The sequence below is a fragment of the Acinetobacter septicus genome (assembly GCF_019355975.1).
Lineage (GTDB): Bacteria > Pseudomonadota > Gammaproteobacteria > Pseudomonadales > Moraxellaceae > Acinetobacter > Acinetobacter ursingii.
Window position 1 is genome coordinate 2,131,189 of the sequence record NZ_CP079898.1, and the last position, 19,317, is coordinate 2,150,505.

Here is a 19,317-nt window from a genome sequence, read left to right on the forward strand (position 1 = left end):
GACCGTAATCTGATGAGGAAAACTCAATCCCGATGACTGATCCTAAAAACGTGTTTCAACAAACAAGAAAACACATAAAAACAGGAAACCTAACGTTTCTTACAACGCAAGTCGCACAATGGCAAAGACTTACGAAACTTATTCAGCCCCTACTGCCGCAACCAGAAAAATGGCAGGTGGTCTGTTATCAGTATGGTGTTTTGACGATTACAGGCGAAAATCAGGCCATGATCAGTCAGCTCGGATATCTTCAAACACAATACATTTCTAAGCTCACTCAAATCGAAGGACTACAGGATTTACAGAAACTTCAGCTTCGTTTAAGAAATACATCTCAAAATCAGCATCAAAGTCATGTAACTGAAGTCACCTCTTTATCACCAGACACCCAAGAAATGTTACGAAGTGCTGCTGAATTAGTGAACGACCCTAAGCTTAGCCAAGCTTTGTTACGTTTGGCAAGCAATAAAAAGTAACAACCATTTCAAAATATAAAACTGTGCTTAATTAATATTGTGACACACTTAACACAATTCAAAGTTACAATATAACATACCCCACTAAGACAATGACTTAGCTCACACTTACATAAGGAATCGGGCAGTCTATTTCGTTATCAAATGTTACAATTTCGTAATTATCTGGATCACTTTGAACATTGCGTAATAATTGATTGTTGAGTGCATGACCTGATTTATAACCATCAAATTTGGCAATAATTTGATGTCCCATTAAATATAAATCACCGACTGCATCCAAAATTTTATGACGGACAAATTCATCTGAAAAACGCAAACCCTCTTCGTTCACGACACCCGTATCATCCACCCCAATCGCGTTATCCAGACTTGCACCTAACGCTAAATTATTGGCTTTTAGATAATCCAGATCTTTCATAAATCCGAAAGTGCGCGCCTCACTGACTTCATAGACAAAGGTTTCAGTGGAAAAGTCGATGGTGGCAGATTGATATTCTTTGGCAAAGGCAGGATGATCAAAATCAATGGTAAAATTCAGTTGGAAGCCTTCGTGCGGACTAAATTTGGCACGTTTATCATCAATTAATGCTTCAACAGGCTTTAAAATTTTAATAAATTTTTTCGGTGCATTTTGCTCGACGAGTTCGCCTTGCATCAGCAGATAAATAAATGGGCCTGCGCTACCATCCATAATCGGAACTTCAGAAGCTGATACTTCAATGATTAGATTATCGATCCCCAAACCTGCGATTGCACTCATTACATGTTCAATGGTGCCCACCTTGATGTCATCCTGAACCAGATTAGAGCACATAAAAGCTTCCTGAATCAGCAAAGCATTGGCCTGAATATCCACAGGTGGATTTAAATCAATCCGACGAAACACGATTCCCCCATCAATAACATGCGGCAGAAAATTGATCATCACTTTTTGACCACTATGGAGACCAATTCCACTGGCTTTCACCACACGTTTGAGGGTACGTTGTTTCAACATGCTACTCTAACTTCAATTTAAAACCGCTATACGTTAGCACATTTAGCTATTGATAAAAAACAAAAAAGGCAGTGTAAATACACTGCCTCCTTTTAAATGTTTGATTTTATTACTTGCGCTGTTGATTTTTTAGATAGTCCTGAATGCTCATCGGAGATGAGCGTGGCGCTGCACCCGCGGTAGTTGCTGCTGGCGCTTCAGTATTTTGACGTTTATTGATCGCAGGAACATCATCTTCATCTGTTGGATGCGAACTTGGTACTTGGACATGCCCAGCACCTGAACGTTTTCTTGGCTGTTGTTCTGCATCAGATGCATTACGGGTTAAACCTGTTGCAATCACAGTGACACGAAGTTCATCTCGTGCATCAGGATCAAATACTGTACCGTAGAAAATTTCACCTTCGTCCAGATCCACAATTTGATTGACGACATCGGTAATAATTTCAGTTTCACGTAAGGTAATATCATCACCACCTGTGATATTAATCAACACGCCTTTGGCATTAATAATATTGACATTATCCAGCAATGGACTACGAATTGCCTGTTCTGCTGCCTGACGGGCACGATCTTCACCACGACCCAAACCAGCACCCATCATGGCATAACCACGAGTACTCATCGCAGTTTTCAAATCCGCAAAGTCGAGGTTGATGTGACCACGATTCACAACTAAGTCGAAGATACTACGAACCGCATTTAATAACACATCATCTGCTTTTTTGTAGGCATCTTTCATTGAGATGTCGCCATACACACTCAGTAAACGCTGGTTTGGAATAATGATGAGTGAGTCAACATGAGACTCTAATGCATCAATGCCTTTTTCAGCAGAACGTTGACGACGACGACCTTCAAAATTAAAAGGTGTAGTCACGACACCTACGGTTAGGATGCCCATCTCTTTAGCCACTTCAGCAACCACTGGCGCAGCACCTGTACCTGTACCACCGCCCATTCCCGCAGTCACAAACACCATGTCGGTGCCTTCAAGATGTTGGCGAATCACTTCACGGCTTTCTTCAGCCGCAATTTGACCCACTTCAGGATTGGCACCTGCACCCAAGCCACGGGTGCTTTGTTCACCTAACTGAATTTTAAACGGTGCATTCATGCTATCCAACGCTTGCTTATCTGTATTGGCACAGACAAACTTTACGCCCTTAATATCGGATTGCACCATGTGCTGTACGGCATTACCACCACCACCACCAACACCAAATACAGTGAAACGGGCTTGTCCGTTACTATCGCTTAGTTCATCTTCTATAAATTCAAATGATGCCATGACCTTTAAGGTTCCTAATTTCAATAAGTGGCAGTCACTTCAGCCCGTATACTGCCTTAATACTTCAAAAAACAATAGATTTTAGAATGCTGTGCAATACTTCCCTTGTCAAGTATGACAATTTTCTCTTACAACTTCCAAACAATATTCCCAATAAATATATACATCTTAAAAAATAGCTTTTAACTTGCTATTCAAAGTATTCCAGCCATTGACTACACGATCCACAAATGTGCGGTCATTGACTTCATCTGCTTCTTCAACTGCATCTTGCAATTCGCTTTGGCTAAAAAGCAAAAGTCCCGCTGCTGTTGCATACATTGAGCGGCGTAATGCGGCTTGATGTTGATCATCAGCATACACCTGTAAAGGTGGATTACCCAAATGTGCAGAAACACCAAGCATACGTCGTGCCAGACTCACCATGCCTTCGATTTGGCAGGCATCACCGGTCAGTACAACACCATGATATAAACCACTTAGCGCGCCTGTACGTTCAAGCTCTTCACGTATCTGGGTAAAAATCTCTTCATACCGTGCAATAATGATTTCAGCAAGCTCAATGCGACTAATGGTTTGCGGTCCATCAATGGCCTGTACCTGAATCATATGATCAGGTTTGACCACACTCAAATCGACGCAGCCATGTAAAATCTTGATTCGCTCGGCTTCTTCAGTCGTCGTTTGTAACACGGCAGCGATATCACGTGTGACATTTTCTCCACCGCGCTGTAATGTTCGCGCCAAAGCCAAACGACCATCCAGATAGACCGCAATATTGGTGGTTCCTGCTCCAATATCCAGCAAGCAGACGCCATATTCTTTTTCGTCTTTGAGTAAACTGGCTTCCGCAGTTGCCAAACTAGATACCACCATTTTTTCGACACCAATATTGGCGCCTTTCATGGCACGATCCAGATTTTGCATGGTACTAATCGGCATCATCATCAGTTGATAATGTCCCGTCATACTATGCGCTGACATATTAATCGGGTTTTGTACCCATTCAGGTTCATCATCCAGTTCAAAACCCAACGGCACGGCACTGGCCAGATAATAATCTGGCGTCACATGACTGGCTTTAGCCAATTCTAATGCGCGCACCACTTCATTGGTACTGATCGTATGGTCAGCTTTGGCAATGGGAGTGCGACCTGAGGCATAAAAACTCTGTAATTCTGTACTTGGAATCGATACCCATGCAGTATGTACACGACATTCCGCCATATTTTCTGCTTCGGCAACGGCATTTTTAATTGCAGCAATCACCTTATCCAAGCTAACAATTTTTCCTTTATTCATACCTCGGTTCGGCGCGTTTGCCATCCCGATGACCTGAATATTATCCGGTGCGTGAACTCTACCAATTAAAACTGAAACTTTATGTGTCCCAATATCAATCGCAACAATCGAGGGAACAGCTTCACTCATTACTCACTACCACTTGTTCGTTGTTTAGTATGGGCAAAAATGCCTGTTATTTTAAAACCACATATTATGGCTTCGTGGTTATTCCACCTGCAACATTTGTGTCATCATTGGTTACAACAAACTGACCATTGACAATTTTGGGTGGTATAGCGTTCTTCCATTGTAGTGATAATCCATTTCGGTATCGCAAATCAATGGCAGAGATTTTAGGCCATACGGGTTTTAGGTCAGTTTGCGCAAGATGACTCAGGCGCTGCAACTTACTCATGGTTTGATCCTGATCCACAATGACCCTTAAACCTGAATCAAACTGCATAAACCAAGTCATTCGTTCAGTTAAATATAACTCTTTTAACCTTAGATTGACCGGATGAAATAACTGGTTAATTTCGTTATAACGACGCATCATGGCTTTGGATTGACTGAGCGGACCATGCAACATCGGCAAATTTGGATGATTTTGTGGATCTGCTTCGCTAAACACATCCCCGCCATCACTCAACAATCGTCCAGTGCCCCAACGCGCAATCGCATGACGTGGCAATACACGGACTCGAATACTATTGGGCCAAGCACGTGATACAACCACACGATCTACCCATGAAATCTCAAGCGCTTTATCTCGGACTTGCTCAAGATCCGAAGTAAAGTAATTATCTTTAACAATAGGCTGAATGTGTTGAATGAGTTGTTGTTGTTCTGTTGTCGAGTGAGTACCGACGATACTTAATTCAGCAATTCGCGCATCGGTAATAACTTTATACAAGCCAAAGATACCTAAACCGAGCACCACAAATGCGACCAGCAACAATAACCACCCACCCGCATTGACTAACTTTTGCTTAGGCGAAGGCGGTTTTTCGTGGATGGAAGTAATGGCCGCACGACGACGGCGCATGGATGCTGGAAGTTGAGCCATAAGTTAGTGAGCCGTACCTTGAAGCGTTTGTTCTAAAATCGCAACACATAACTCATCAAACCCAACCCCCACCGCTTTGGCGGCTTTAGGCACCAATGAGTGACTGGTCATTCCCGGCACAGTATTAATTTCTAATAACCAGAAATTCCCTTGTTCATCCTGCATAGCATCAACACGCCCCCAACCACTTGCACCTACCGCCTGAAAGGCACGTAAGGTGAGTTGTTGCAGTTGCTTTTCGTCTGATTCGCTAAGGCCTGATGGAATACCATATTGCACATCATTGCGTTGGTATTTGGCATCGTAATCGTAAAATGCCACATCTTTTGGAGGTTCCAGACGAATCACAGGTAACGCCTCACCATTTAACACCACAATGGTGTATTCACACCCCGTAATCCACTTTTCTGCCATCACAATCGCATCATGTTCAGTGGCTTTGGCAATCGCCTGCGCAAAGTCTTCTTTCTTCTCGACCTTGCTCATACCAATACTTGACCCTTCATGGACTGGCTTGATAATTACCGGTAATCCCAAGCTATCTACAATCTCATCAATATTGGAGTCTTTGCTGATAATGCGATACGGGGCTGTCGGTAAATCAGTCCCTTGCCAGATTTGCTTGGTTTTGATTTTATCCATGCCAATGGCTGAACCCTGAACGCCTGTGCCAGTATAGGGCACATCTAACCATTCCAGTGTTCCCTGAATTTGACCATCTTCACCGCCACGACCATGCAACACGATGAAAGCGCGATCATAATTCACTAACTCAGTGACACTACGATGTTTAGGGTCAAATGCTTCTGCTTGTACACCTGAACGTAACAAGGCTTCAAGTACCGCGTTGCCACTATCTAAAGAGACCTCACGTTCAGCCGATTTCCCACCGAACAACACGGCAACTTTGCCGAATTTTGAAGCATTTGACACGTTTATATCCTTAAACTTTTAAAGCACAATATTGAAAAGGGTGAACTGCATTATTTTAAATACAAATGATGCTGAGCCAGTTCGACTGAAATTGCTCCCACGTTACCTGCACCCTGTGTTAATAACAAGTCATTCGGTTGTAACACTTTTTGTATCACGTTTTGCAGGTTGCCTTCTACGGGATCAACCAAAATCGGTTCAACTTCACCGCGTAAACGAATACTCCGTGCCAGTGAGCGGCTATCTGCACCAACAATTGGTTTTTCGCCCGCAGGATAAACTTCGAGCAATAACAGTTGATCCACTTGCGATAACACATCAACAAAATCATCAAAACAGTCACGGGTACGACTAAAACGATGCGGCTGGAACATCATCACCAAACGGCGATCTGGATGACTTTGACGCGCGGCTTTAATGGTCGCTTCCACTTCTTTAGGATGATGTCCATAATCATCCACCAATTTGACATTACCTTCGCCCAACTCAAATTCACCCTGAACCTGAAAACGACGTCCCACGCCACTAAAGCCTTCTAGCGCACGACTAATGGCAGCATCCGATACACCTTCATCGGTTGCTACACCAATCGCCGCAAGCGCATTTAAGACATTGTGTAAACCCGGCTGATTAATCGTTAAACGTAATGGCTCACGGTCTTTACGAAGCACGGTAAAATGTGAGCGCATACCATCCTGCTCGACCTCAACCGCACGAATATCATTATCTTCACCAAAACCATAGGTCAAGACTGGACGACCAATACGCGGCAAAATTTCCTGAATATTAGCATCATCACCACAGACCACAGCCAAACCATAAAACGGCAATTTATGCAAAAACTGCACAAAAGTATCTTTTAGCGTGTCGAAACTGCCACCATAAGTGTCCATATGGTCGGCATCGATATTGGTGACAATTGCTGCCATTGGCTCTAGATATAAAAATGAAGCATCTGACTCATCAGCTTCAGCCACAATAAAACGACTTGCACCTAAAGCTGCATTCACCCCTGTACGATTCAGCAAACCGCCAATGACATAAGTCGGATCAAGATTTTCTTCAGCCAACATCGTCGTCAGTAAACTGGTGGTTGTGGTTTTACCGTGTGTACCTGCAACCGCAATACCATGACGATAACGCATCAATTCACCAAGCATTTCAGCGCGACGTACTACAGGAGTTCGGCTTTCTATGGCCGCTTTCACTTCTGGATTTTCAGGATCAATTGCGGTCGACACCACTAAGACATTGGCATTTTGAATATTATCCGCCGTATGTCCGATATAAACCTTAATACCCTTCTCTTCTAACTGGGCTGTGGTATTTGAGGCTTTAATATCCGAACCCGAAACTTTATAGCCCTGATTTTTGAGTACTTCGGCGATGCCACACATGCCCGCACCCCCAATGCCCACAAAATGAATGTGTTTGATGCGGCGCATTTCAGGGACTTTAATCAGTTTTTTAGCTTGATCAGCTGGTGTTGATGGTGACATAGCGAACTCGAAATTATAAAGCTTGAATAAGATCAGCGACGGTTTGAGTCGCTTGAGGTTGAGCGTGTTGACGCGCCTTGACTGCCATTTCAGACAATAACTGACGATTCATCAATCCACTCAAAAGAGTATGTAAATATTCTGGGGTCATGGCAGATTGTTGGCAAATCTTTGCCGCGCCAATATCTGCCAGAAATTTAGCATTGGCGGTCTGGTGATCATCCACAGCAATCGGCAGCGGTACAAAAACAGCCGCCACACCTGCGGTCGCGACCTCAGTCACGGTCAAAGCCCCTGCACGACAAATGATTAAATCTGCTTCGCTATAGGCTTTTGCCATATCTTCGATAAACGGCATGACCTTCGTAGTTAAATGTGCGGGTGCATTCGCATAACGTGCTGTGGTTTCATCGAGCTGTTTTTGACCACATTGATGAAACACATTCAGCGGCATATCTAATTTTTTTAAGGCTTCTGGCAACCGTTCATTTAAGGCTTGCGCACCCAATGACCCACCCACAATCAAAATATTTAAAGGCTGATTGTGTTGCGCTCGGGTGTCATAACGCCATTTTGGGCTGAGGATTTCTGCAATTTCTTTACGTACAGGATTTCCCGTGGTCACGACTTTTTCACTGGCAGTAAAAGTGTTTGGAAAGGCCTCACAGACTTTGCTGGCAATACGCGATAGTTGTGAATTGGTAAAACCAGCCACGGCATTTTGCTCATGAATCAAGATAGGAATCCCCAAAATACGCGCTGCCAAACCGCCTGGCCCGGCCACATAACCGCCAAAGCCTGCAACTGCATCGATTTTGAGTTGTTTCATATAGCGCATCGCGCTCAAGGTAGCTTTTAAAATTTTAAACGGAGCCAATAATTTGCGTACAGCACCATTACCGCGTACACCTTGGATATCAATTTGATAAAGCGGAATATTTTGATCTTTGAGTAATCGGTTTTCCATGCCTGCTGGTGTAGCGAGCCAAGAAACCTGACAACCTTGTTGTTGTAGTTCTTTGGCCACGGCCAATGCAGGAAATACATGACCGCCCGTACCGGCCGCCATCATCATGACATGTTTAGGTGTGTGCTGTGGTGAATCGGTCACGGTGTAATTCTTCAACTCAAAAGAAAATAGGGAAATCACATCTATTATTTTAGCGATCCATTTTAATCCTAAAGCAAGCAGAACGGAAAGCAAATTTCACGTGTTTGCAACATAAAGCGCTGCTTTTTTGCCTTGTTTTCATTTTGAGGATGTGGCAAATGAGAATAGATATAAATTGATGAATTTTTTAGGACAGCATGGATGATATTCGAAAGCTGATGTCGAATATCATCTTGATTTTGGTGAATTAACGACCTGCTTCTAGCACATCAAATAAAGTATCCGCAATCGATGTGCCATATTGCGCATCAATCTCACGGATACAGGTTGGACTGGTGACATTAATTTCAGTGACATAATTGCCAATCACATCTAGCCCGACAAATACCAAGCCCTTTTCACGTAGGAATGGCCCAACTTGGGCAGCAATCATTTTGTCATTTTCAGTGAGTGGGCGTGCTTCACCCAAACCGCCTGCTGCCAAGTTCCCGCGTACTTCACCATTTTGAGGAATACGTGCCAAGCAATATGGAATCGGTTCGCCATTGACCATCAAGATGCGTTTATCGCCATCGACGATTTCTGGAATATAACGCTGCGCCATGATGGGACGTGTGCCCATTTCGGTCAACATTTCCAGTGTCGAACCAATATTTACGCCATCTTGGTATAAACGAAAAATCCCCATACCGCCCATGCCATCCAGCGGTTTTACAATCACATCACCATGTGTTTTGATAAATTCACGAATCAGGCTTTGTTGAGACGTGACTAAAGTGGGAACTTGTAGCTCTGGGAACTGAGTTGCGAACAGCTTTTCATTACAGTCACGCAAGGATTGCGGTTTATTAATAATCCACGCGCCTTCACGTTCTGCTTGTTCTAAAATATAAGTGGTATACACAAAGTTCATGTCGAACGGTGGGTCTTTACGCATTAAGACCACATCGTAATCAGCCAATGATTCTTTGCGCTTCTCACCTAATTCGTAATAATGGTTATAATCTTCAAAGACTTGAAGTGGTGAGATCAGACCAAAGGCTTTGCCTTGATCGATATATAAATCGTGCTGTAATGCATAGCCCAATTCATGTCCGCGACGGCTGGCTGCCCATAACATGGCCATCGTAGAATCTTTCTTGAGATTCACTGTTTCAATTGGGTCCATTACGACAAGTACACGCATCACCAGCTCACTCTTTATTTTCAATTGGACTGATTATAAACGAGCTTTGAGCGTGACGTTTAGTATTTGAGTGAATAAGTAGAGCATGCTTAGTGCATACTGGAAATAAGACGAACACTTCATTCGACATAGGCATCAACAGATCACACTATGGGTAGCAGCAACTGCAAAATGCATCTTCTAAAACTGGGCATTTTATTTTGGAGAAATCTGATATGTCTATTTGGGACTTATATGCGGAGTTCGTCACCGATAGACTATAATATAAATAGAAGCGTTGTCATAAATTCAATATTGCTAAATTAGATATTACCAAACAATGACTTGACGAAAGCAAAATCAAAACAATTGTAGTTTAATAAACATACCCTTGCATTAGACTTCTTTTATTATTGTTTAAAGTCTGTTCCTGTTTAATTTTCTCCCATAGGGAGAAATAAAAGGCACTGATGAAAGACGGACTGATTCACTGAATTAAAAAAACTACTTGAGCAGTTTAAATGGGTTGAGTAGAAATCACCCTTTAAAATAAAAACATAGTATTGAATTAAATTATTTTTTATAAAATATTGACCGTCTATAAAAAAAATAAATATATATATTTAAAAACTTGATTATTTCTGTTTTTAGTGTATAGTCAGCTTAACTAGAAAAAAAGTCTTGTTTCGGTAGATCTTCCTTAAGTATCGCAGTTTTAGTCATAATCCTTCGTTGTTTAGATTTTAAGTCTCATTCTTTATTATTTCGAAGTTATAATCGGTCAATAAAATGACTCAATTTTTTTTAAATTAGTAGGATATATTATGTCAAACTCAGCTATTGTTAAAGGTACTGTGAAGTGGTTTAACGAAACTAAAGGTTTTGGTTTCATTCAACAAGAATCAGGTCCAGACGTTTTTGCCCATTTCAGCGAAATCGCCAGTTCAGGTTTTAAAACCTTAGTTGAAGGTCAGCAAGTTGAATTCAGTATAGCTCAAGGTCAAAAAGGACCGACTGCTGTAAATATTGTGGCTATCTAAAATATTCATAGCTTCATAGTAAAGTAATAAAAAGTACTTATACGTATTTTTTATTACTTTAACTTCTATTTTCAAAATTAAAAATCTCTAAAATCTAAAAAAGGATATCAATTGTTAAAAATAAATAATTTAATTGCAAAATCTAAAAATGGCACTGAAATTATTGTTTCATTAATTCCCCTCAATAAAATGCAAAATACACGTCAAGGTTTTAAACAAATTGAAGTCGGTAAAAGAGTTTTGTTAGAATCTGGTATCGAAGTTGATTTAAATTTGGATGGTCGTACCTTTTACACCTCTCTAAATCAATTATTTAAATTAGACCAGAAAGTTTCTTACAGATAAAATTAATAAACATCAATCAATGAGTTTTTTCCATTTTCATTTCATCATTTTTCAATCATTATTTACCAAAATTCATGAACTAAACTCAATAAAAAAGGAAGCGCTTGCTTCCTTCCACCAGCATCCAAAAATTAGATGCCATACTTCACACGATAATCTTCCATATTTGCCAAAGCCTCTTTTTCGCCTTTGGCATCCAAAAAGTCCATCAAATCTTTCATGGTAATCAAAGCATGTACAGGGATTTCGAGTTCCTTTTGTACTTCTTGAATCGCAGACAAATCACCTTGCCCTCGTTCCTGACGGTCTAGCGCCACCAATACGCCTGCAATGGTTGCGCCTGCATTTTTTAAAATAGTCACCACTTCACGAATTGCAGTCCCCGCCGTGATCACATCATCAATAATCCAGACTTTTTGACCCGCCACCGCAGCACCGACCAACACACCACCTTCACCATGGTCTTTGGCTTCTTTACGATTAAAACCCCATGGTACGCTTTTAGCATGCACTTGAGACAATGCCACAGCCGTTGCCGCCACAAATGGAATCCCTTTGTACGCAGGGCCAAAAATCACATCGACATTTTGACATTGTACAAGTTTATCAGCATAGCCTTGAGCCAATAGCGACAATGCTTCACCATCGTTTAACAAACCTGCGTTAAAAAAATACGGACTGACACGTCCTGATTTTAGGGTAAACTCACCAAATTTAAGCACACCGCGTGATAACGCGAGTTCAATAAAGGCTTGCGGGTTAAAAGACCATGGCGTTGTCATAGGTACTCCAGATTCATCAATTGAGGTCAAACTTGCGCATGATACCAAAGGATCGCTATCCAAGTGATGTAAAAATTCTACGTGTGGTTTCAATTAACGTAAATGGCTTACGTTCATCTGTGACCAAAGGGCTACTCGAATGGCTCGAACAGTCTGAGGCAGACGTGGTGTGTATGCAAGAGAGTCGCATTACCCACGCACAGTGGACTGACAAATTTAAGCCAGAGGGTTGGTACACCCACCTGTTTCCTGCCGAACGTGCAGGCTATGCAGGCACCGCCATTTATAGCCGTATTCCATTTAAATCTGTGCAGGATGGATTAGGGTTTGAACTGGCTGACTCACAAGGGCGTTTTATTGCTGCTGAATTTGATTTAGGACTCGATCAGTCAGCCTATATCTGCTCACTCTATTTGCCATCAGGTTCTTCGGGTGATGAAGCTCAGGCACGTAAAGATGTGTTTTTAGAGCAATATGCCCATATTTTAAAACAATGGCGTACTGAGAATAAATCGATCATTGTCTGTGGTGACTATAACATCGTGCATAAACGCATCGATATTAAAAACTGGTCAGGCAATCAAAAATCCTCTGGCTGTTTACCCCATGAACGTGCATGGCTCGATCATATCTATGATGATTTAGGTTATGTCGATACGTTCCGTGAAGTCCGTCAAGAAGCAGAACTGTACTCTTGGTGGTCAAATCGCGGGCAAGCCCGTGCTAAAAACGTCGGGTGGCGTATTGATTATCATGCCTGCTCGCCTGACTGGAAAGAACGCACAGTCAATGCTTGGGTATATAAAGAACAATGGTTTAGCGACCATGCACCTGTAATTATTGACTATAAAATCGGCTAAAAATAAGTACACTTGTACACTCAATTAATGGTTATTACCTACAATTGTTGTGGAAATTGTATATTTTTCTTACAGCCGTTTAAGCGCATTATAGCTGCACGGCACAGGGACATGTCAGGATGACAAAAGGATAGGACGCCGTAGGAAGGAAAATATAACCTAGTTTGGTTATTCAGGGATGTGACAATGGACGTTGGACTGAGACCCGCATGATCAGGATGATTAAATGCGGGTTTTCTCTTTTTTGCATCCAATGCTTTATTTATATTTTTTCTTAATTCTTTGATCACCATCATAGCCAAAACATATGTCAATATGATGACATTGGCTCTATTTTACAAGTCTTTGGGTTTTCACATTTTCTAATATTGTTATCTTTAATATTGACCAGTTTCAACACAGACTAGAGCTTTGTTTTATTTTTGGGTAGGCTATGACGCATTGTCATTGATATAGCTCAAGTATATGTTCAAAATTTATGGAATCAAAAATTGCAACTCCATGAAAAAAGCCTTTGATGCACTGAATGAAAAAGGCTTAAGTTATGAATTTCATGATTATAAAAAGCAAGGCATTGATGCTGAAACACTTAAGGTCTGGCTGGAAAAAATTGGGGCAGACACCCTCTTGAATAAAAAAGGTACGACATGGCGCAAGTTATCTGCCGATGAACAACAATTTGCGCTCAGCAGTGAAGCGAATTTGATCGAGACGTTAATTGCCCATCCGAGCTTGATTAAACGTCCTGTTTTGCACACCTCTACAGGTTATCTGGTCGGTTTTGATGAAAGCGCTTATCAACAACTCGCCGCGTCTTAAAAACTGCAAAAAAAATAGCCGAATTTTAATTCGGCTATTTTAAATCATATAGCGAAGATTGGATCAGTTAGCACGAATCCAAGTCTGATTACGACCAAGCGCTGAAATGCCGATATAACCACGAATATTCAGTTTTTTACCACCTTCAGCCAACTCACCTTTGAGCTTATAGGTTTTACCGGTTTTAGGATCAAGAATTGATCCACCATCATAGCTTGTGCCGCCTGTATTTTTCAGGTTATGTACAATGGTGACACCTTTAAGTGATTTATTCTTGTATGGACCTTCACACTTGGTACAAGAATTTTCTTCACCTGGGGTTAATACATTTTGAATTGTCGCAGACAACGTGCCATTTTTTTGCTCAGTGAATTTCACAATCGCTTTTGGCTGTTTCGTTTGATCATCAATCGTCTTCCAAACCGTACCATTCAATGGATCAGCAGCATTTGCCAAAACTGTCGCACCAAGTAATCCAATTGCCAATGCAAATTTTTTCATTTTTGTTTAGTATCCCTAAGTCTTTATTGACCTCTTTAGTATTCAAAACTCACAACAATATTGCAATTTTTGTCTGTGACTAATTAGTGTAGCCTTGTAACTTGTTTAGTTAATTTCGCACGATTTTTAGAATTAGACCTCAACTATGAAAAAATGATGAAGATAAATACCATGTGGAAACAATATATTACCGAAGCTTTTTTAAAAACAGTCATTCGCACCCCAAGCCAGTTCAGTTTACCGCCCAGTACGACCAGAACAGCATTAGACCAACTCTGTCGAATTTTTCCAGTCAATAAAGAAGTACATATCCGTCCGATTCGTTTGGCAGGAATCAAAGCAGAGGAAATCAAACCGCAATCGTCTTCTACTCAACTTATTTTCCATATTCATGGTGGTGCGTTTTTTTTAGGTAGTTTAAACACTCATCGCGCTTTTATGACGGATATCGCCGCTCGTACTCAAATGCAGGTGATCCATGTGGATTATCCTCTTGCACCTGAAAGTGGCTTTCCCGATGCTTTAGACGCACTGTATGATATTTATCAGTTGTTATTGGATCAAGGTATCCAAGCCAAAGATATTATTCTGTCCGGCGACTCCTGTGGCGCCAATCTGGCTTTGGCACTTTGTTTACGCCTGAAAGAAAATCAGGATGAACAGCCTAGTGGTTTGATTTTAATGTCGCCATTTCTGGATTTGACCCTGAGCAGCGAGTCATTACGTTTTAATCGAAAACATGATGCCCTCCTTTCGATTGAAGCATTAGAAGCAGGTATTGATTATTATCTCGGTAATCGTATTGCGACCGACAATCCCCAAGTTTCTCCATTATTTGATGATTTATCAGGATTACCACCAACATTGGTACAAGTAGGTTCTAAGGAAATTTTACTGGATGATGCCAAGCGTTTTCGCGATCAGGCAAAACAAGCAGGGGTAGATGTAGAATTTAAGCTCTACACAGGGATGTGGCATAATTTCCAAATGTTTAGTGCTTGGTTTGATCAAGCCAAGCACGCCCTAGCGGATATTTCTGAATTCGCTCATCAATTAGACAAAGATTAATGCGTAAAACATTTCATTGAATAAGGTCGTTTTATTCAATGAAATGTACTTTTTAAGGTCTTATTATTTCTACCAAATGATCAAAATTAAAATAATATAAGTCGTCATAAAATACATGAACAATAAAATATCGGTATGAATTTTATCAACTTTTTTAGAAAAAGATCAATTTTCATACAGATCTAAGTATGTTATCTTAAAATACAAAATCGAAGATACACCCAAAACATCACAATAATTAAAATTTTAACGACTTTAACACGGCACTTCATTTTTCGATGATATTGCCAAAGGTATATGCAAATGAAACAACGACTGATCAAAGCTGTTTTTGAAGATAATGTCGTCATGAACTGGTCGACTGTGCAAAAATGTAGCCTGATTTTAATCTTGGCATGTGGCATGCACCTCACCTGGATTATCTGGAAAATTTATATTCTGTTGCAGCCCCAATACTGGTTCATGATCAACATGTCATTGTTCAACATCAGCTTTTGGGTTGATGTGATTGGATTGGCTCTGTTTGTACTTCTGCTTTTTCCCACCCTTTATTACCGTGATCGGAATTGGGTGAAACGGTTCATCCCATGGTTAAGTATTGGTCTGTTTACCTTAAGCTTGTGCCATGCGAGTTATTTAGTCGGAACACTCAGCCCTGCAACCATGATTGGTTATGTGAGTATTGTTGGGGTAGGTTTGGTTCTTTTTCAGCGCCGTCTAATTTATGTGGCAATGATTCCTGCAAGTATTATGTTGTTCGGCTGTACCTATTTATCGAGTCAGGGTTTGATCCCCTATGCGCCACTTTTCCATGTCGTGTCTTCTGGAGAGACTATATTTATCCAGCCTTTCTGGGTCAATACCATGTTATTTTTTAGTGCTCCAGTGTTTCTGACATGTTTGTTGTTATTTGAAATTTTACTCACCCAATGGCGTAATCGTGAAGAGTATATTGAACGTCTCAGCCAAATTGATCCGTTAACCTGTGTACTCAATCGGCGCAGTATCAATCTTTGCCTGCAAACATTGCATCAGAACTTACTCGACTCGAAATCCTGCTATGCTGTTATTCTGCTCGATCTTGATCATTTTAAACAGGTGAATGACCGTCACGGTCATCATATCGGCGACGAGGTATTGGTCAAAGTTGCCAATTGTCTATCGAGTCATTTACGGCATCAGGATTATATTGGACGCTTCGGCGGAGAGGAATTCATTTTATTGCTGCCCAATACGCCTTTAGCACAAGTACAAAGTGTTGCAGAACGTTGCCGAGTCGCGATTCAAAAATTATCGATTCGCCTGAAAGACCAAAGCGAAATTCGTATCAGTGCAAGCTTCGGCATCGCCATGTCTCAGTTCAACGCCAACCCAAAAGAGATTTTAAAACAAGCAGATCAGGCGTTATATGCAGTCAAAGCGACAGGGCGTAATCAGGTACAATGCTTTTTTGATTTACCCCAACAGATCAGCTAAACATTAGCCCTTGATAAATTGTTCGCCATGTTGGCGATATGGTTCCTGATTTTGTACAAATTGACGTTCTGCCTGAGCCTGCACAACCCATGCATTGACCGCAGAATTTGCCAATATATTCTGCATATATTGCTGGCTTTGCGCTGAAATTGGTAAACCATAACTGAGTAAACGCATGACCACAGGCGCATAAAAGGCATCTGCAATGCTAAACTCGCCACATAAAAAACCATTTATTTCAGGTCGCTCTGCCCATATTTCCTCTATACGCGCAACCTCAGCACGTAATGTAGGTAGATCTTTCCAGAGTTTAGTGCCAATAAAGCGTAGATCAGCTTCAATATTCATGCTGCAATATTGTCTTAACGTGGTAAAACTACTGTGCATCTCTGCACTGATGCTACGTGCGCGGGCACGTTGGGTTTTATCAATCGGCCACAAATGTTTTTCAGCAAAACTCTCTGCCAGATATTCACAAATCGCCAAAGAATCCCATACCACGATTTCCTGATCGATCAAGGTTGGCACTTTAGCGGTCGGACTCATGACGGACATGGTTTTTTTAAACTGCCCATCTGCGGCAAAATCATCAAATGCTACCAAATGTTCATCCATAGGCAAATCAAAATGTTTCATGACCAGCCAAGGACGCATCGACCAAGATGAATAGTTTTTATTGCCAATATAAAGTTCCATCAAGGTTGACTCCTTAAATTGTTTAAAGCCTGTAGATGATCGAGCAACTCCGTTTTACTAAAGGCACCCGTCAAACGTAAACGGCGTAATTCCTGTCGTTGCGGATTTAAAAACAGATAAGTTGGTGGCCCTAAAATCTGCCATTGATTCAGCAAAGCTTGATGAGAATGATCATACTGGCTTAAATCCAGTTTAATCAGATAATACGGTTGTAAAGCAGTTTGGACTTCTAGATCTTTTAATATGCGATGTTCAATCGGTTGGCAAGCCACACACCAGTCTGCATATACATCAATGATCACAATCCGATCATGCGGTGCATGATCCAATAATTGCTGAAACTCAGTTGCCGTATGTGCAACATGCCAAGTATTTTCGCCTTGTTGCTGATCAAGCTGATAACGTTGAAAATGCTGGTACTGATCGAATAGCACCACAGGAATGGCAAGTATTAATAACACAAGATACAGCCAACGTAACCGATCATGATGTTTGATCAGACGATAGCCTGCATAACCGATAAAACTTAGCCCTAAAAGCAAACTTAAAATTTGTACCACGATAGCTGGCAATAAAGGCCGTATAAAATACAAACTCAGGCCAAGCATGATAAAGGCAAAAATCACCTTGATCTGATGCATCCATTGCCCTGCTTTGGGTAGCACTTTTGCCCCTAAAATCGTCGCCAACAGCAAAGGAATACCCATCCCAAAGCCGAGACAGAATAACAGCAATGCCCCTTGCCACTGATCTTGCGTTTGTGAAATAAACAACAAAGTGCCTGCTAGCGGCGCGGTCATACACGGCCCGACCAATAGCGCAGAAACCATCCCCATGACCGCAGCACCGAGCAGCGTTCCACCACGCTGAACCGATTGAATTCGATCCAAATGATTCATGACACGTTGTGGAAGTTTGATCTCAAATAAACCAAATAGATTTAAAGCAAACAGCACAAACAGCAAACTAAAGGCAATTAAAGTCGCAGGCTGCTGTAACCAGCGTTGAAAATTTAGTCCTGCCGATGATGCAATTAAACCCAAGATCGCATATACCATTGCCATACTACAGACAAAAGTCAGTGCCACCATCCACGCGCGTAGACCTTTACTGTCTCTGACGATGAGTGAGGTTAAAATAGGTAACATCGGCAATGAACACGGCGTAAAAGCCAACAACATACCCAAACCTAAAAATAGCAAAATACCATAGCCTAATGAATGTTGTTCAAGCTTCGAGCTCCAGAATTGATCCTGAGCAACTTGAGTATCTCGATTTGGTTGAGCAAGATTGTTAGGAGCCGTATTAAGTTGTGAGGCTTGAGCAGGTTCAGCAACAGAATCAAGCTGTGAACTTGAGTTTGCTGATGGATTGATGTCCTTTGCTTGATCAAGACTGGATGCTTTGGCGACATCCAAAAAGGTTTTTTTGCTCTGCCCTGTATTTTGGATATTAACCAGACCATCCAAATCCGTCTGAAATTCAATGCTTTGTGGAGGATAACAAATTCGGTCTTTGGCACAGCCTTGCCACGTCACCTGATAAGTTTGCGAGGGCTGAGTTTTAATCTGAAATTGAACCTGTTGATAATAAACCTGACTCTGACCAAAGTTATCATCAAATTGCTCTACAGCTTTCGGCAAATCTAAGGGCAAACGATGGTTGCCCTGTTTGACCTCAAATTTATGCTGATATAAATAATAATGTGGCTGAATCGACCAATGCAGAACAGCAGTCTTTTGATCAAGTGATTCAACAGAAAAAGAAAACGCATCTTCAGGGCTCAACAATGCCTCATTTTTGGCATAAAGCTGTGTCGCAACAAAACAAAGTGACAGGATTAAAAAGTAAAAAAAGCCACTGCGACTTTGAAAATGCGTCATTATTTCCTCAACAACTTAGACT

19 protein-coding genes are annotated in these 19,317 nt (G+C 41.4%); 7 read left to right on the forward strand and 12 right to left on the reverse strand.

Going from position 1 to position 19,317, the window contains the following annotated elements:
* Positions 1-32 precede the first annotated feature (32 nt).
* Positions 33-476: a DUF721 domain-containing protein gene (locus I6L31_RS10180; RefSeq protein WP_005005601.1), complete on the forward strand. Its 444-nt coding sequence runs from the start codon at positions 33-35 to the stop codon at positions 474-476.
* 97 nt (positions 477-573) lie between these two features.
* Here I6L31_RS10180 and lpxC read toward each other — a convergent pair whose 3' ends face one another.
* The 8 genes from lpxC to gshB all read right to left on the reverse strand — a co-directional run bounded on the left by lpxC (position 574) and on the right by gshB (position 9,846).
* Positions 574-1,476 carry a UDP-3-O-acyl-N-acetylglucosamine deacetylase gene (lpxC, locus tag I6L31_RS10185; protein ID WP_004985869.1) on the reverse strand — a complete coding sequence of 301 codons (903 nt, stop codon included), beginning with the start codon at positions 1,474-1,476 and terminating at the stop codon, positions 574-576.
* A 109-nt stretch (positions 1,477-1,585) separates the two neighbouring features.
* The gene (gene ftsZ, locus I6L31_RS10190) at positions 1,586-2,767 is read right to left on the reverse strand and encodes a cell division protein FtsZ (RefSeq protein ID WP_004985870.1); all 1,182 of its coding nucleotides are present in this window, start codon (positions 2,765-2,767) and stop codon (positions 1,586-1,588) included.
* A gap of 168 nt (positions 2,768-2,935) precedes the next feature.
* Positions 2,936-4,198 (reverse strand): cell division protein FtsA, encoded by a 1,263-nt coding sequence (gene ftsA, locus I6L31_RS10195; protein ID WP_004985871.1) that lies wholly within the window; start codon positions 4,196-4,198, stop codon positions 2,936-2,938.
* 64 nt (positions 4,199-4,262) lie between these two features.
* Entirely contained in the window at positions 4,263-5,117 is an 855-nt protein-coding gene (locus I6L31_RS10200) for a cell division protein FtsQ/DivIB (protein ID WP_004985872.1), read from the reverse strand.
* Positions 5,118-5,120: 3 nt separating this feature from the next.
* Positions 5,121-6,050: a D-alanine--D-alanine ligase gene (locus I6L31_RS10205; protein WP_004985873.1), complete on the reverse strand. Its 930-nt coding sequence runs from the start codon at positions 6,048-6,050 to the stop codon at positions 5,121-5,123.
* A gap of 50 nt (positions 6,051-6,100) precedes the next feature.
* Complete coding sequence (gene murC / locus I6L31_RS10210; RefSeq protein WP_004985875.1) at positions 6,101-7,549, reverse strand: UDP-N-acetylmuramate--L-alanine ligase; 1,449 nt, start codon at positions 7,547-7,549, stop codon at positions 6,101-6,103.
* A 13-nt stretch (positions 7,550-7,562) separates the two neighbouring features.
* Entirely contained in the window at positions 7,563-8,660 is a 1,098-nt protein-coding gene (gene murG / locus I6L31_RS10215) for an undecaprenyldiphospho-muramoylpentapeptide beta-N-acetylglucosaminyltransferase (protein ID WP_035272517.1), read from the reverse strand.
* Between the two features lie 247 nt (positions 8,661-8,907).
* A complete protein-coding gene (gene gshB / locus I6L31_RS10220; RefSeq protein WP_005005594.1) occupies positions 8,908-9,846 on the reverse strand; it encodes a glutathione synthase in 939 nt (312 codons plus the stop codon).
* Positions 9,847-10,649: 803 nt separating this feature from the next.
* Between gshB and I6L31_RS10225 the strand changes: the two genes are divergently transcribed.
* Positions 10,650-10,865 carry a cold-shock protein gene (locus I6L31_RS10225; RefSeq protein ID WP_004985890.1) on the forward strand — a complete coding sequence of 72 codons (216 nt, stop codon included), beginning with the start codon at positions 10,650-10,652 and terminating at the stop codon, positions 10,863-10,865.
* A gap of 111 nt (positions 10,866-10,976) precedes the next feature.
* Positions 10,977-11,210, forward strand: a complete 234-nt coding sequence (locus I6L31_RS10230; protein WP_005005592.1) for a hypothetical protein — start codon at positions 10,977-10,979, stop codon at positions 11,208-11,210.
* A gap of 131 nt (positions 11,211-11,341) precedes the next feature.
* Here the strand turns inward: I6L31_RS10230 and pyrE are convergent, their stop codons facing one another.
* A complete protein-coding gene (gene pyrE, locus I6L31_RS10235; RefSeq protein WP_005005591.1) occupies positions 11,342-11,992 on the reverse strand; it encodes an orotate phosphoribosyltransferase in 651 nt (216 codons plus the stop codon).
* Between the two features lie 38 nt (positions 11,993-12,030).
* Between pyrE and I6L31_RS10240 the strand changes: the two genes are divergently transcribed.
* Together I6L31_RS10240 and I6L31_RS10245 are read left to right on the forward strand one after the other, a co-directional pair.
* Positions 12,031-12,852: an exodeoxyribonuclease III gene (locus I6L31_RS10240; protein ID WP_004985895.1), complete on the forward strand. Its 822-nt coding sequence runs from the start codon at positions 12,031-12,033 to the stop codon at positions 12,850-12,852.
* Positions 12,853-13,317: 465 nt separating this feature from the next.
* The gene (locus I6L31_RS10245) at positions 13,318-13,671 is read left to right on the forward strand and encodes an arsenate reductase (protein ID WP_035272515.1); all 354 of its coding nucleotides are present in this window, start codon (positions 13,318-13,320) and stop codon (positions 13,669-13,671) included.
* A gap of 63 nt (positions 13,672-13,734) precedes the next feature.
* On the opposite strand, the gene I6L31_RS10250 is transcribed toward I6L31_RS10245, so the two are convergent.
* On the reverse strand, positions 13,735-14,172 hold the full coding sequence (locus tag I6L31_RS10250; protein ID WP_004985898.1) for a DUF2147 domain-containing protein: 438 nt from the start codon (positions 14,170-14,172) through the stop codon (positions 13,735-13,737).
* Positions 14,173-14,328: 156 nt separating this feature from the next.
* On the opposite strand from I6L31_RS10250, the gene I6L31_RS10255 reads away from it, so the two are divergent.
* Together I6L31_RS10255 and I6L31_RS10260 are read left to right on the forward strand one after the other, a co-directional pair.
* Positions 14,329-15,240, forward strand: a complete 912-nt coding sequence (locus I6L31_RS10255) for an alpha/beta hydrolase (RefSeq protein ID WP_035254100.1) — start codon at positions 14,329-14,331, stop codon at positions 15,238-15,240.
* A gap of 303 nt (positions 15,241-15,543) precedes the next feature.
* On the forward strand, positions 15,544-16,716 hold the full coding sequence (locus I6L31_RS10260; RefSeq protein WP_005005585.1) for a GGDEF domain-containing protein: 1,173 nt from the start codon (positions 15,544-15,546) through the stop codon (positions 16,714-16,716).
* Positions 16,717-16,719: 3 nt separating this feature from the next.
* On the opposite strand, the gene I6L31_RS10265 is transcribed toward I6L31_RS10260, so the two are convergent.
* Entirely contained in the window at positions 16,720-17,412 is a 693-nt protein-coding gene (locus I6L31_RS10265) for a glutathione S-transferase family protein (RefSeq protein WP_005005582.1), read from the reverse strand.
* Positions 17,412-19,295, reverse strand: a complete 1,884-nt coding sequence (gene dsbD / locus I6L31_RS10270) for a protein-disulfide reductase DsbD (RefSeq protein ID WP_005005579.1) — start codon at positions 19,293-19,295, stop codon at positions 17,412-17,414. The genes I6L31_RS10265 and dsbD overlap by 1 nt, the downstream gene beginning before the upstream one ends.
* Positions 19,296-19,317: the final 22 nt, after the last annotated feature.

What these genes read in the sequence shown, in the direction of transcription:
- I6L31_RS10180 (WP_005005601.1), top strand. Translation starts at nt 33, where the DNA reads ATGACTGATCCTAAAAACGTGTTTCAACAAACAAGAAAACACATAAAA.
- lpxC (WP_004985869.1), bottom strand. Translation starts at nt 1,476, where the DNA reads ATGTTGAAACAACGTACCCTCAAACGTGTGGTGAAAGCCAGTGGAATT.
- ftsZ (WP_004985870.1), bottom strand. Translation starts at nt 2,767, where the DNA reads ATGGCATCATTTGAATTTATAGAAGATGAACTAAGCGATAGTAACGGA.
- ftsA (WP_004985871.1), bottom strand. Translation starts at nt 4,198, where the DNA reads ATGAGTGAAGCTGTTCCCTCGATTGTTGCGATTGATATTGGGACACAT.
- I6L31_RS10200 (WP_004985872.1), bottom strand. Translation starts at nt 5,117, where the DNA reads ATGGCTCAACTTCCAGCATCCATGCGCCGTCGTCGTGCGGCCATTACT.
- murC (WP_004985875.1), bottom strand. Translation starts at nt 7,549, where the DNA reads ATGTCACCATCAACACCAGCTGATCAAGCTAAAAAACTGATTAAAGTC.
- gshB (WP_005005594.1), bottom strand. Translation starts at nt 9,846, where the DNA reads ATGCGTGTACTTGTCGTAATGGACCCAATTGAAACAGTGAATCTCAAG.
- I6L31_RS10225 (WP_004985890.1), top strand. Translation starts at nt 10,650, where the DNA reads ATGTCAAACTCAGCTATTGTTAAAGGTACTGTGAAGTGGTTTAACGAA.
- pyrE (WP_005005591.1), bottom strand. Translation starts at nt 11,992, where the DNA reads ATGACAACGCCATGGTCTTTTAACCCGCAAGCCTTTATTGAACTCGCG.
- I6L31_RS10240 (WP_004985895.1), top strand. Translation starts at nt 12,031, where the DNA reads ATGATACCAAAGGATCGCTATCCAAGTGATGTAAAAATTCTACGTGTG.
- I6L31_RS10245 (WP_035272515.1), top strand. Translation starts at nt 13,318, where the DNA reads ATGTTCAAAATTTATGGAATCAAAAATTGCAACTCCATGAAAAAAGCC.
- I6L31_RS10250 (WP_004985898.1), bottom strand. Translation starts at nt 14,172, where the DNA reads ATGAAAAAATTTGCATTGGCAATTGGATTACTTGGTGCGACAGTTTTG.
- I6L31_RS10255 (WP_035254100.1), top strand. Translation starts at nt 14,329, where the DNA reads ATGAAGATAAATACCATGTGGAAACAATATATTACCGAAGCTTTTTTA.
- I6L31_RS10260 (WP_005005585.1), top strand. Translation starts at nt 15,544, where the DNA reads ATGAAACAACGACTGATCAAAGCTGTTTTTGAAGATAATGTCGTCATG.
- I6L31_RS10265 (WP_005005582.1), bottom strand. Translation starts at nt 17,412, where the DNA reads ATGGAACTTTATATTGGCAATAAAAACTATTCATCTTGGTCGATGCGT.
- dsbD (WP_005005579.1), bottom strand. Translation starts at nt 19,295, where the DNA reads ATGACGCATTTTCAAAGTCGCAGTGGCTTTTTTTACTTTTTAATCCTG.